The organism is Tuberibacillus calidus DSM 17572, from assembly GCF_000430685.1.
Taxonomy (GTDB): Bacteria; Bacillota; Bacilli; order Bacillales; family Sporolactobacillaceae; genus Tuberibacillus; species Tuberibacillus calidus.
Map to the genome: position 1 here is coordinate 61,764 of NZ_KE387193.1, position 13,196 is coordinate 74,959.

Annotated in this window: 15 protein-coding genes; all 15 read right to left on the reverse strand. The window is 45.1% G+C overall.

What is annotated here, in order from left to right; all coding sequences use genetic code 11:
- Positions 1-4: 4 nt before the first annotated feature.
- Positions 5-1,054 (reverse strand): protein-glutamate methylesterase/protein-glutamine glutaminase, encoded by a 1,050-nt coding sequence (locus H532_RS0114420; RefSeq protein WP_027726035.1) that lies wholly within the window; start codon positions 1,052-1,054, stop codon positions 5-7.
- 5 nt (positions 1,055-1,059) lie between these two features.
- Positions 1,060-1,923 carry a MinD/ParA family protein gene (locus H532_RS0114425; RefSeq protein ID WP_027726036.1) on the reverse strand — a complete coding sequence of 288 codons (864 nt, stop codon included), beginning with the start codon at positions 1,921-1,923 and terminating at the stop codon, positions 1,060-1,062.
- The gene (locus H532_RS0114430) at positions 1,916-3,004 is read right to left on the reverse strand and encodes a flagellar biosynthesis protein FlhF (protein ID WP_027726037.1); all 1,089 of its coding nucleotides are present in this window, start codon (positions 3,002-3,004) and stop codon (positions 1,916-1,918) included. The genes H532_RS0114425 and H532_RS0114430 overlap by 8 nt, the downstream gene beginning before the upstream one ends.
- Positions 3,001-5,031 carry a flagellar biosynthesis protein FlhA gene (gene flhA / locus H532_RS0114435; protein ID WP_027726038.1) on the reverse strand — a complete coding sequence of 677 codons (2,031 nt, stop codon included), beginning with the start codon at positions 5,029-5,031 and terminating at the stop codon, positions 3,001-3,003. Before flhA ends, H532_RS0114430 begins: the two co-directional genes overlap by 4 nt.
- A gap of 15 nt (positions 5,032-5,046) precedes the next feature.
- The gene (flhB, locus tag H532_RS0114440) at positions 5,047-6,126 is read right to left on the reverse strand and encodes a flagellar biosynthesis protein FlhB (RefSeq protein ID WP_027726039.1); all 1,080 of its coding nucleotides are present in this window, start codon (positions 6,124-6,126) and stop codon (positions 5,047-5,049) included.
- Positions 6,123-6,896: a flagellar biosynthetic protein FliR gene (gene fliR / locus H532_RS0114445; protein ID WP_027726040.1), complete on the reverse strand. Its 774-nt coding sequence runs from the start codon at positions 6,894-6,896 to the stop codon at positions 6,123-6,125. Before fliR ends, flhB begins: the two co-directional genes overlap by 4 nt.
- 1 nt (position 6,897) lies before the next feature.
- The gene (gene fliQ, locus H532_RS0114450; protein WP_027726041.1) at positions 6,898-7,167 is read right to left on the reverse strand and encodes a flagellar biosynthesis protein FliQ; all 270 of its coding nucleotides are present in this window, start codon (positions 7,165-7,167) and stop codon (positions 6,898-6,900) included.
- A gap of 51 nt (positions 7,168-7,218) precedes the next feature.
- Positions 7,219-7,890 (reverse strand): flagellar type III secretion system pore protein FliP, encoded by a 672-nt coding sequence (fliP, locus tag H532_RS0114455; protein ID WP_027726042.1) that lies wholly within the window; start codon positions 7,888-7,890, stop codon positions 7,219-7,221.
- Positions 7,887-8,573 (reverse strand): flagellar biosynthetic protein FliO, encoded by a 687-nt coding sequence (locus H532_RS19080; protein ID WP_051263361.1) that lies wholly within the window; start codon positions 8,571-8,573, stop codon positions 7,887-7,889. The genes fliP and H532_RS19080 overlap by 4 nt, the downstream gene beginning before the upstream one ends.
- A 9-nt stretch (positions 8,574-8,582) precedes the next feature.
- Entirely contained in the window at positions 8,583-8,945 is a 363-nt protein-coding gene (locus H532_RS0114465) for a response regulator (RefSeq protein ID WP_027726043.1), read from the reverse strand.
- Positions 8,946-8,973: 28 nt separating this feature from the next.
- Positions 8,974-10,140: a flagellar motor switch phosphatase FliY gene (fliY, locus tag H532_RS0114470; RefSeq protein WP_038112626.1), complete on the reverse strand. Its 1,167-nt coding sequence runs from the start codon at positions 10,138-10,140 to the stop codon at positions 8,974-8,976.
- Positions 10,127-11,128 carry a flagellar motor switch protein FliM gene (fliM, locus tag H532_RS0114475; protein WP_027726045.1) on the reverse strand — a complete coding sequence of 334 codons (1,002 nt, stop codon included), beginning with the start codon at positions 11,126-11,128 and terminating at the stop codon, positions 10,127-10,129. Before fliM ends, fliY begins: the two co-directional genes overlap by 14 nt.
- Positions 11,129-11,171: 43 nt before the next feature.
- Positions 11,172-11,600 (reverse strand): flagellar basal body-associated FliL family protein, encoded by a 429-nt coding sequence (locus tag H532_RS0114480; RefSeq protein WP_027726046.1) that lies wholly within the window; start codon positions 11,598-11,600, stop codon positions 11,172-11,174.
- Positions 11,579-11,815 carry a flagellar FlbD family protein gene (locus H532_RS0114485; protein ID WP_027726047.1) on the reverse strand — a complete coding sequence of 79 codons (237 nt, stop codon included), beginning with the start codon at positions 11,813-11,815 and terminating at the stop codon, positions 11,579-11,581. Before H532_RS0114485 ends, H532_RS0114480 begins: the two co-directional genes overlap by 22 nt.
- Positions 11,816-11,881: 66 nt before the next feature.
- Complete coding sequence (locus H532_RS0114490; protein ID WP_027726048.1) at positions 11,882-13,144, reverse strand: flagellar hook protein FlgE; 1,263 nt, start codon at positions 13,142-13,144, stop codon at positions 11,882-11,884.
- Positions 13,145-13,196 lie beyond the last annotated feature (52 nt).

Sequence of the window (13,196 nt, forward strand, 5' to 3'; positions counted from 1 at the left end):
CCCCCTATATATGGAAATGGTTTGCAATCGCTTGGGCGATATCGGGTAATGGCAACACCGCATGGATGCGGCCCGTTCCGATGGCCGCCTTGGGCATACCGAACACGACAGCCGTTTCGGCGGATTCGGCAATCGCATAAGGCGGGTACTCAGAGTTAAAACGCGATAGGCCTCTCGCCCCGTCATTTCCCATACCCGTTAAAACGGCCAGAACGAGCGATAAGCCTTCCATCCCTGCCAGAGACTCTAAAAGGGAGTCAAAAGCGGGTTTCAATCCATGCACGGGGGCGGAATCTTCTAGTACAACCGTGAGCATCCGGTCATTGTTTTTTAGTTTCATATGATACCCGCCCGGCGCAATATAGACCGTCCCATTTTGCAAAATTTCTCCGTGTTCTGCTTCTTTAACGGTTAATGGGGTCAAACCGTTTAGTCGCTCCGCTAATGTCGTCGTAAATAATGGTGGAAGATGCTGAACGACGACCACTGGTGCTGGTAGGTTATCCGGCAATCCGCCGATTACGGTTTGAAGCGCCCGCGGTCCTCCGGTAGAGGCGCCGATCGCGATAAGACGCATGCCATCTTTTGCCCGAAGAACAGGATTCGAAGTGGTCTTCCCTGAAGCTTGAATCGTAGCCACCTGTCCTTTGATATTGGCCGAAGCCGCTGTTTTCACCTTTACAAGCAATTCCTCTTTCACAAGATGAAGATCCGGTGAAATCACCCCTGATGGCTTGGCCACGACATCCACAGCCCCGATCGCCATCGCATCCAAGGTCGTCTTTGCCCCTCTTTGAGTAAAGTTACTAACCATCACGACGGGCAAGGGCTCCTCTTTCATAATTGAGCGCAGAACGTCAATGCCGTTAATATCGGGTAATTCCACATCCAAAGTAACGACATCGGGGGCAAGCATTTTTACTTTCCTGAGCGCATCCCGCCCATTGCGGGCGCTGCCGACGACGCGAATGGCTGGATCTTCCGAGAGAAATTCCGATAACAGTTTTCTCATAAAGGCTGAATCATCGACGATTAAAACGTTGATCGGGTCCATGTACATCATCCTTTAGATCTAAAAAGGGACTTCAAACGATGAATAAAACTATCGAAAGACGGCGGTGCTTGATAAGCTTCCTGCTGTAAGTACTTTTTTGTCAATGCCTCTAGTCCGATACTCACCTTGGCTTTTGGGTCACCGGTGAGAAACGGCTTTTGATTTTTAACGGCTTGAACGACTGCTCGATCTCTTGGCAAAGTGCCAAGCAAAGTTAACGTTTTTCCAAGAAATCGAGCTGTTGTCTGTTCAAGGTTGAACCAAATCCTTTTGGCTTCCTGGAGACTATCGTAGCGATTAATAACACAGAAAATGGGTACATCAATATGATTTTTTGTCATGAGTTTAATAGCGGCATAACCATCAGCGAGCGAAGTCGGTTCAGTTGTGGTGACGAGGATCACTTCATGAACCGCGCTTAAAAAACGATGGGTGTCCGCATTAAACCCTGCTGGTAGGTCAAAGATGACGTATTCATACATTCTTTTTAAATGAGCAAATTGCTCGAGAAAGAAGCGGAAACTTTCTTCATCCAGATTAAAGAGATGACTCAATCCACTCCCGCCGGAAATGATAGACAAACCGCTCGGATGTTGAGCAATGACGGATTCGATGGGTAGCCTTTTGTCTATCATATCGACAAAATGGTAAGCCGTATAAAGGTTTAATAGAATATCGACATTCGCCATCCCAATATCTAAATCAATCAACAATGTTTTTTTTCCATGCCGATGAAGCGCTAAAGCAAAGTTAACGGCAAAAACCGATTTCCCAACGCCTCCTTTTCCGCTTAAGATGCCAATGACCCGTGTGCTACTTTCTTGCAGCTTGCGGACTTTATTTCTAAGCGCTTCTGCCTGGTCAACCATTCGTCACACCTTCGATCACTCGGCGGATAAAGGCGTCTTTTTCTGCTTCCATTAAATCGTCAGGAACGTTTTGGCCATTCGTAAAATAGGAGACACCGATCCCATGTTCAAGCAGCACATGAAGAAGAGAGCCGACCTCGGCTGTTTCATCGACCTTCGTAAATAGACATTTATCGATCGGAATATCCTGAAACTGGCGAATGATTCTGGAAAGGTCAGACGGTTTAGCAGTAGCCGATAATACCAAATGTGTTTCCATCCCGTTATCAAAAGGAATCAACGTTTTGAGTTCCATTACAAATCGGGATTGTTGATAATTTCGACCCGCTGAGTCGACGATGATAAAATCTTTATCCTTCATGTCCGTAAGCGCCTTTTTAAAATCATCCATGTTATAAGCGACAACGACCGGCACATTTAAAATTTTGGCATACGTTTTTAATTGTTCTACGGCGGCAATCCGATAGGTATCCGTCGTGATAAACCCCACCGTTTTACCGTCATCAAGAACCGCCTTTGAGGCTAATTTGGCAGCTGTTGTCGTTTTCCCGACACCGGTTGGACCAACGAGAATCAAACCTTTTCGGTTGTAGCGGAGCCCCGAAAAGTCAATGGAGGAAAGCCTTTCCGCAAGCAAATCATTAAGCTTTTGCAAAATCAATGCTTCGGTTGGTTCTTGACTTGACGAATACCAATATTTTAATAATTCTTTACCAATTGCTTCGACATGACGTGACCCAACCCCTTGCTCGCTGAGGGTTTGACAGAGTTTTTGAATCGGTTCGGGTTCCGGTATCTTCCACCTAGATGGCTCAGGGGTTGCCGAATCCAGCTGCCTCTCTGTTTGAAAGGGTTTCACGTCGATCGGCTCACTCTTTTCACGTAACATGTTTACGGCTTGAGTATTCAAACCTTGCTCGATACCTGCGACAACTTCGACGGCATTTTTTTGGCGCATGCCGAACCATTGCTTTTTTTTAACATTTCGCGTATATAAAATGACAGCCTCACTGCCGTAAGCTTTCTTTAACTTCGCCATCGCTTCCGGCATTGTTGGGGCGGTTATTTTGGTAATCTTCATGCCGCATTCACCACTCCAATGCTTTGGATCTCAACCGTCGGCTCCAATTCGTTGTAGGAAAGAACAACGACCTGCGGCAAAACGCGCGAGATGAGCTGTTTTACATACGGACGGATGACGGGTGAACAAAGTAAAATAGGTTCCTGATCCAAATCTTTTTGCATTTGTATTTGTTGAGCCACTTCATTTAAAATCGTTTGCGTTACATCCGGCTCAAGCGCAAGATAATTGCCATGCTCGGTTTTCTGTATGGATTGAGCAATCTTTTCCTCTAAGTTGGGTGTCAAGGTAATGACTTTTAAAACGTCGCCTCTGACATATTGCTGTGTGATTTGTCGGCTTAACGCTTGGCGGACATATTCCGTCAGTAAATCCGTATCTTTTGTCAGCCGCGCATAATCTGCTAGCGTTTCAAAAATGACGGGCAAATTTCGTATAGACACATGTTCTCGCAGCAAATTAGCAAGCACCTTCTGTATTTCGCCGACGGATAATAAGTCGGGAGTCACTTCCTCGACTAATGTTGCATCTGATTCCCGTAAATGGTTGATGAGCTGTGTCGTTTCCTTTCTGCCTAATAATTCGTGGGCATATTGCTTAAAGACCTCCGTTAGATGGGTCGAAACGACGGATGGCGGATCGACAACCGTATAGCCGGCGAGCTCCGCCTGATCTTTCATACCCTCTGGAATCCATTTTGCTGGAAGCCCGAAAGCCGGTTCTGTCGTATCGATCCCTGTGATCGTCGGATCATCTTCACCAGGACTCATCGCGAGGTAATGATCTAAGAAAAGCGTGCCACGGGCAATTTCCGACCCTTTTATCTTTAATCGATAGGCATTCGGCTCAAGTTGAATATTATCCCGAATGCGGACAACCGGAATGACTAAGCCTAGCTCTGAGGCGATTTGCCGACGAATCATCACGATGCGGTCGAGGAGATCCCCACCCTGATTGGCGTCAGCCAAGGGCACCAGGGCATAACCAAACTCAAATTCAATCGGATCGTTTTGCAGAAGGTCGACGACATTTTCCGGATTTTTAAAATGCTCTTCTTCCAGTCCGATGGCCGCTTCTTGCTCTGCCATCGGGGCATTGGCCATGTTCCTTCGTAATAGATAGCCACCAATAAATAGTAAAAGGGCGACGGGTGCCGTGACCATAAAACCAATGGGCGTCAGTCCCAACAACAGAATGACACCACCTGCGACAAACAACATCGTCGGATAGGCCAACATTTGACGGCTGATGTCTTGCCCCAAGTTGCCGTCGGAAGCCGCGCGGGTCACGACAATGCCGGTTGCGGTTGATATTAATAGTGCCGGAATTTGGCTCACTAAACCATCGCCGACGGATAACAAAGTAAAATGATGAACGCTATCATTGAGTGACATGCCTTGTTGAACCATACCGATAATCATGCCGACGATGAGATTGATCGTCACGATGATGATGCTTGCAATCGCATCACCTTTAACGAATTTACTTGCCCCATCCATTGCTCCGTAGAAATCAGCTTCTCGTTCGATTTTATCCCGTCTTTCCCTGGCCACCTGTTCATTGATAAGGCCCGCATTGAGGTCGGCATCAATGGCCATTTGCTTCCCAGGCATCGCATCCAATGTAAAACGTGCGGCCACCTCGGATACCCGTTCGGCCCCTTTTGTGATCACAATAAATTGGATGATGACGAGGATCAAAAACACGACGAACCCGACAAGTGCGTTTCCGCCGATAACAAAATTTCCGAACGTTTCAATGACCACGCCGGCATCGCCCTTTCCAAGGATCGCCCGAGTGGTTGAAACGTTGAGCCCTAAACGAAACAAAGTGAGCAATAACAATAATGAAGGAAAAATGGAGAATTCCAAAGGTTCCTTCATATTCATAGAGACAAGGATAACGATGAGGGCGAGAGAAATATTGACAATAATTAAGAAACTGAGCAATACATTTGGGAGAGGAATAATTAACATGAGAACAATTAAAATAACACCGAATAGCACAATCAATTCTCTTGGTTTCATCTCACCTCACCCCTTTCACTCGACTCTTTTTCCTTTAAGCTGATAGACATAAGCCAAAATTTCAGCGACGGCCCGGAAAAACGTTTCCGGTATTTGCATGCCGATTTCAAGCGGGTACAATGCTCTCGCCAATTCTTTCTTCTCCACTATCGGCACACCATTTTCTTTTGCAATTTCTCTAATTTTTAAAGCGACAAAATCGGCGCCTTTGGCCACAATCGTCGGTGCATCCATTTCGCCGTCTTTGTAAACGAGGGCAATGGCTAAGTGTGTCGGGTTCGTTATGATGACATCGGCTTTCGGCACCTCTTGCATCATCCGGCGCATTGCCATTTGCCGCTGCCTTTCCCGAATCTTGGATTTGACGAGCGGATCCCCCTCAGTTTTTTTATATTCATCCTTAACCTCTTTCTTGGTCATGCGGATATTTTTTTCGTAGTCAAATCGTTGATAGATAAAATCCAAAAGCGCTAAACACAATAAAACAATGGCTGCTGAAAGTCCCATTTGAAAAGTGATTTGACCGATTATGCCGAGCGATTCCGCAAGAGGTTTCCGCGCCAGACTCATAATGTCATCGACATGCATCCAAATGATGAAAAATGTGCAGAATCCGACTGCTGCTATTTTTAGGAGCGATTTGAGCAGTTCCACGATGGCTCTTATGGAATAGATGCGTTTAAAACCGCTAACCGGGTCGATGCGGTTGAAATTAAACTTGATGGCTTCTCCTGAAAAAATAAAACCAATTTGCATGAGATTGGCGAAAATCGCGGTAACGAAACTTACCAATAAAATCGGTGCAACGATTTTTCCGGATTGTAACGCGAGTTCGGTAAATAACTGGTGAATTCCTTCTTCAGAAAGCGGCTCGAGAAGCCCTTTTGAAAAGGTATCCGTCATCATCGTGGCCAGCTGTTTGCCCATCCAAGGAATGGCAAAGAGAAAAGTCAGAAACAATGTAAATAATGTGACGGCCCCGACAAGGTCGTTACTCTTGGACACCTGGCCTTTTTTCCGCGTTTCGCTCCGTTTTCGCGGCGTCGCCTTTTCGGTTTTTTCCTCGGCAAAAAATTGAATGTTTAAACGCATCATGGCGAACTCCCCAAAAGTGTCATCAACTCATGCAATAGATCGGTCGATGATTGAAAGATCTCCCGGAAGATGATCACATAAAGCGGCATAAGGATGAACAATATGACTAAACCGACGCCAATTTTCAGCGGCAAACCGACGACAAAAACATTAAGCTGCGGGACAGCCCGGCTCATGATCCCAACGGCTAGATCAACGAGAAAGAGCGATCCGACAATCGGCAATGCCATTTGAAAACTGATGGCAAACATTTTCACAAAAACAAGTACCATCTCATGGACGACGCCTCCATCAAATCGCAGTGAAAGTTGATCGAGTGGAAGCATTTGAAAGCTGTAAAATATTCCATTAAGAAGCATGTGATGGGCATCGACTGTAAATAGAAAAACCATCATGATAATGTATAAAAATTGTCCTGTCAGGGGTGTGGCGACACCGCTGTTTGGATCAATTAAATTCGCTATGGAAAGGCCCATTTGTAAATCGATAAACGCCCCAGCCGTGTAGACCGCGTAAAAAAGCAAACCAGCCATAAACCCCAACGTCAACCCAACGGTGGCTTCTTTCAACACTAATAAAGCGTAATGGCTGTTGATCATGAACTGAGCGGGGTCAAGTGTTAAAGTAATCAGATAGGCAAATACTCCAGCCAGTCCGATTTTAAATGGGGCTGGAATGGTTCGATATGAAAAAACAGGCGCGGTCAGAAAGAAACATGTTAAACGGACGAGTACGAGCAAAAATGCCGGTAGTGCTTGTATGATTTCCATATCAACCTACGAATTTGTACAAATTTAGAAAGATATTTTCGGTATAGGATAAGATTTGCGAAAGCATCCAAGGTCCGAAAATGACGAGCCCGACGAGGACGGCGATAATTTTCGGGATAAAAGCGAGCGTCTGCTCTTGAATTTGCGTCGTCGCTTGGAAGATGCTAATGACTAAACCAACGACGAGCGCAATAATCAAAAGAGGACCAGCGATAAAGAGCGTCGTCATGACGGCACGCTCGGCAATATTAATGACAAATTCCATGCTCATCGAACATTCACAACCTTTGCGGCTTCGAAGGTCGACATGATGCGAACATTTCTAAGAATAAGAAACCAAAAGCGACTTTACGATTAAATACCATCCATCGACCATGACGAATAATAAAATTTTAAAAGGCAGAGAAATCATGACCGGAGGCACCATCATCATCCCCATCGCCATCATGACGCTGGCTACCACCATATCAATGATTAAAAACGGAATAAAGATCATAAACCCCATTTGGAAGGCGGTTTTTAACTCACTGATTGTAAACGCCGGGATGAGCGCGGTCAGGGGAATGTCTTGAATAGTCTTTGGCTGTTTGTATTTCCCGTAATCCAAAAACAGTTGCAAATCTTTTTGTCGAGTTTCCTTAGCCATAAAACTTTTCAGTGGCGCTTCTGCCCTTTTGATCGCTTCTTTTTGGGTAATTTTATGATCCAAGTACGGTTGAACGGCGTTTTTGTTCACATCGCCGATTACCGGCGCCATAATAAAAAAGGTTAAAAATAAGGCCAGTCCGATAATCACCTGGTTCGGCGGCATGTTTTGCGTAGACAGTGACGTCCGGACAAATGATAAAACAATGACAATTCGGGTAAAAGAAGTCATCAAAATAAGAATAGACGGAGACAGCGTCAACACGGTCAGCAAAATAAGCAAGCCCATTGTTGAAGTGACATCATGTGGTTGCTGAGACAGAAAATCCGTGTCAATGCCCGGTATCATGGTTTATGTCCTTTCTTGACTCTTTTCTCGATCTCATCGGTGCGCGTTCTCAACAATCGTTGTAATTCATCGCTGAAGCTTTGTGTGATACTGCCCTCTTTTTGCCCCTCTGATTTTGATAGGCCAGTTTGTTCCTTTACCCAATGAAGCACTTTTGAGACATTCTTGGGCATGCTAGTCGCTACTTCATGTTCTTCTTCCAATAATCCTGCGACCACTATAGGGTCATTTATTTCTTTTAAAAGCTGGACGGACTCGCCGACACCAACCACTAAAATTTCCTCGCCAATACGAATCAATTGAACGGAGCGATTCGGTCCGACGGATACGCCGCCGATAGTTTTAATCGGGCCGGTTTGTTTAAAGACTTTGGCTCGTTTGGCAAGCAGGCGATATAATCCATAAATTAAGCCTAAAATGATCGCTAAGGAGGCGATTAATTTAATCAACGTCATAAATGTTGACGGAGAGCTACTGGTATTCGTCTCCGCCTGATCCGTTGTGACTTGCTTTTTATTTTGATCGGATGCCGGCTCGCTTTTTTGATCCGATGACTTTTGCAAGCAATCGCTAACGGTTTCACATTGATGACTTTCGGCATGAATCGATGCTTCAGGAACAAGGAAGAGAACTGCTATAGCTAAGCAAATGCCCAATATAAGCCGTCTAAAACTTTCTGCCATCGCCTTACACTACCCAAGGGTTTTATTGATCGCTTCGATCACGCGATCATTTTGGAACGGTTTAACAATAAAATCTTTAGCACCGGCTTGAATCGCATCAATAACCATGGCTTGTTGCCCCATCGCCGAGCACATGATCACTTTGGCTTGCGGGTCCAACTCCCGAATCTTCTTCAAGCTCGTAATGCCGTCCATCTCCGGCATGGTAATGTCCATCGTTACGAGGTCGGGTTTATATTCTTGATACTTTTCAATCGCTTCCCGGCCATCGCTCGCTTCAGCGACAACCTCAAACCCGTTTTTAACCAAAATATCTTTAATCATCATCCGCATAAATGCAGCGTCATCTACGATAAGAATGCGTTTTCCCATTGTAAGGTCCTCCCCAAAACATGTCTTTCTAATTTAATTTTTCCAGCCGGTCGCGCTTATTGATGATTTCTGTAATGCGCACGCCGAAATTTTCATCAATGACGACCACTTCACCTTTTGCAATCGGTTTATGATTGATGAGCACGTCAACTGGTTCGCCGGCCAATTTATCTAATTCCACGACAGCTCCAGGACTCAAGTCCAAAATATCTTTGATGGTCTTTTTTGTTCGTCCTAATTCGACCGTTACGGTAAGCGGAATGTCGAGCAGCAAATCGATATTATTTGACGCCGTAAAGCTTGTATCCAGCGTTTGGAATTCACTGAAAGCGGCTGGTTGCACACGTACGGACGATGACTGCGTCAGTCGATTGGTTCCTTTCGAAGATGCTTGAGCATCTGGCACGATCGACGCTTCAGAAACCGGTTCGCTTTGACCTTCAACAGCCTGCGAATGGGTTTCAGGGGACGAAGCCTTTTCATGTTCTGTTGCGGACGGGTCATGGTTGATATCCGAGTCATTTATCACCATGGTATTGACGAGCTCTTTACAGAAGTCAATCGGCATAAGCTGCATGATGTTCGAATCAATCAAATCGCCGACTTTCAGTTTGAAAGAGACTTTAACGAATACATCTTCATCAGGGATTTGTTCGGTTCCCTTATCTTCCTGTACATTTAAAATTTCAATTTGTGGTGGTGAAATATCGATCTTTTTATCCAACATCATGGACATGGATGTTGCGGATGAGCCCATCATTTGGTTCATCGCCTCTTGGACGGCGCTAAGGTGTATCTCATTGATTTCCGCTGCTGGAGTTCCGTTTCCGCCAAGCATGAGATCGGCGATAATACCGGCATCTTGTTCCTTAATGAGTAAGACATTTTCACCTTTAAAGCCCTCGGTGTATTCCACCCTAACGGAAACATGCGGGTACGGGAATTCCTCTTTAAAATTCTCCTTTTTAATAATGGAGACGGTCGGCGTCGTAATTTCCACTTTCTGATTCAGTAACGTCGATAAAGCGGTCGATGCACTGCCAAAGGAAATGTTGCCGATTTCACCAATCGCATCCATTTCCATGTGAGTTAAATAGGCTTCTTCAGATCCATCATCGGCGGTATTAGCCAAACCCGCTCCTCCCAAGAGGGCATCAATTTCTTCCTGTGAGAGCATCCCATCATTGTGGCTCATCCGTTTCAATCCCTTCCTCATAGATATCCATAACTTGAACAGCTAATTTATTTTTGAATTTGCCGGGTTGAACGTAAAACTTCGGCATCTCGCCGACCTTTAAGATCAGCGGCTCGTTAATCCGGCGATTAAGAGGGATGACATCCCCAACATCTAATGCTATTAAATCTTGTATCTTTAAAACAGTGGTACCGAGGATCGCTTGAACATCGACGGCTGCTTCTTTGATATGCCGGGTCAATTGGGCGGTATCTGCTGATGTCGGTTGCTTCTTTTTCTCAGTCATCCATTGATGGAGTGATAGTTTTTGAATGATGGGCTCAAGTACCACATGAGGAATACATATATTCATCATGCCGCTCGCCTCACCGATCGTCACAGAAAGGGAGATGACGACAACGGTCTCATTTGGTGAAACCATTTGCAAAAACTGCGTATTCACCTCAAACGCCTGCATGGTCGGCTCTAGTTCAATAACCGATGACCAAGCTTCTTTAAAAGGTTCCAAGCTTTTCTCAAAAATTTGCGAGATCAGTTTTGTTTCAATTTCGGTGAGATTATCGATTTTATTATAGCTCGAACCGATTCCGCCGAGTTGACGGTCGAGCATCGCATAAGCAATGTTCGGGTTCACTTCAATCAACATGCGTCCTTCTAACGGCGGCGCTTCGAAAACGTTTAAAATGGTGAGCGAAGGAACGGAACGTACAAATTCTTCATAAGGGAGTTGCTCGACGGATGCAACCGTAATATGTACATAACATCTCAATTGTGAAGCATAGTAGGTGGTTAACAGTCGGGCAAAATTTTCATGTATGCGCGTTAAACTACGAAATTGATCCTTTGAAAAGCGCAAGGCCCGTTTAAAGTCATAAATTTTCTCTTTCCTCTTCAACTCTTCTTTCTTTAGTTCTTCCGCATCCATTTCTCCGGTCGAAATGGCGGAGAGCAGAGCATCAATTTCGGATTGTGATAAAATTTCGGCCATAGGATTCACCCCCCCTTATGTACATAAGCCGGTGATTCACCCGTTATTGAATGATTTTCTCGGTTGTATAGACATGGACGATTTTTCCGGATTCCATCAAGGCATTCAGCTTCGTCTCCAATTCACTTTCCAATTTCTTTAAACCTTCCTGACCATTCAAATCCTTCTCGGTCATATTGGCTAAAAGATACAAAATCGTATTTTTCACTTGGAATTGGCGGTTTTCCAATTCTTCTTTCGCCTTTTTGCTTGAGACTTGCATCATGAATTTAATCCGGATAAATTTATCATCCTTCAGATTCGTTGTCATCTCTTCCGTTTCTACCGACAAGTGATCCACAATATCATTGATGGCGGGAGGTTTCGCGGCGGCTGCTTCTTTATTGTTAAGATAATAAAATACACCCATAGCTACGATAATGGCAAAAGCCATGAATAAAATTAAGAAGTTCACGATTTTGCTTTTGAACACGCGTCATCCTCCTTGTGCATCTGCGGGGCGAAAACTAAACCGATCGTGCGATATAGCGCAACGATTTTTTCTCGGACTTCTTCTTCTGATTCTTTAACGATAATCTTTTTACCCGTGACTAGAGTAATCGTCGTATCCGGCAATGCCTCGATTTGTTCAATTAAAAACGCATTCAAGGAAAAAGGTTTACCATTCAGCCGCGTTAACACGATCATGTTTGTCATGGCCGGGAGGGGGATTTCATAAAGGCTTACCCCCTTCCCAAACCGGCCGCCCTCCTTTTATCGTTTCAAATCGACTAATTCTTGTAAAATTTGATCTGAAGTCGTGATAACGCGGGCATTCGCTTGAAATCCGCGTTGGGCTTCAATCATTCCGGTGAATTCTTCCGATAGATCGACATTGCTCATCTCAAGCGCCCCAGGTTGAATGGTTGATCCCGCATCGATGGCCGTGCCAATCATTGGCTCACCTGAGTTTGCGGACGCTTTAAAGAGATTGCTGCCGGCTTTCGTCAAGCCACCGGGATTATTGAATTGGCTAAGAACGATTTGCCCCAACAATTGCACAGAGCCATCGGATAAGACGCCGTAGATTTCGCCGGATGAACCGATGCTAAAGCTGTCCAACGTGGCGACATCGCCGACAATATCCGCATTCTCAGGCATATTACTCAACAAGGTAAGTGTATCGAAGTCTAAGTTTTGAATATTTACGACCCCATCAGCCCCGAAATTAAATGTATCTGACGTCGGCGTAATGGATTCGACGGTCCCGTCCGGTTTAAAGTTGATCGTACCTGTATGTGGCGTCCCATCACCGGCAGCGGTAATGGTAAATGTCAAAGACTTGACATAATACCCTTTTGACGGATCGGCTGGGTCAATTTGAGAAGATGTTGGCGTATCCAAGACAATTGTTGCGTCATGACCTTTGCCGTTCGCATCAAAAATTTTGAAATCTGTGGTAAAATTACCGGCCTTTGCCGTACCTGTTGCAAGGTCAATAAAATCATCGGGTTTTAAATTCCCTGTCAACGTGATGAATTTCGTCATCGGTTGATGAATGGCTTGTTCATTGATGGTAAGTTTTTGCAACCGAGTCTTATCTAAAGCCCCGTTGGCGTCTAAACCGTACCCCATTAACCTCAAGCCATCGGCATTCACGAGGCTGCCGTCCCGGTCAAGATAAAAATTGCCGGCACGGGTAAAATATTGATTAAAACCATCTTGAACGACGAAATACCCATCACCTGAGATCGCAAGGTCCAAGGAACGGCCTGTCGTCTGCAAGTTGCCTTGCTCCGTAATCGTGTCAATGCTTGCGATCTTAGACCCGAGGCCGACTTGTTGCGGATTGACACCACCGCGATTAAAGGACGGGGCACTTGCACCGGAGACTTGCTGACTTAAAAGATCTTGAAACGTCACGCGCCCTTTCTTAAAACCATAGGTGCTGACATTAGAAATGTTATTCCCAATAACATCCAGTTTTGTTTGGAAATTTTTCAAACCGCTGATTGCGGCATACATGGATCGAAGCATTATGATACCCCCTGTTTTGAGACGATCTTCGGGCACAGCCTCTGTCCTTCAG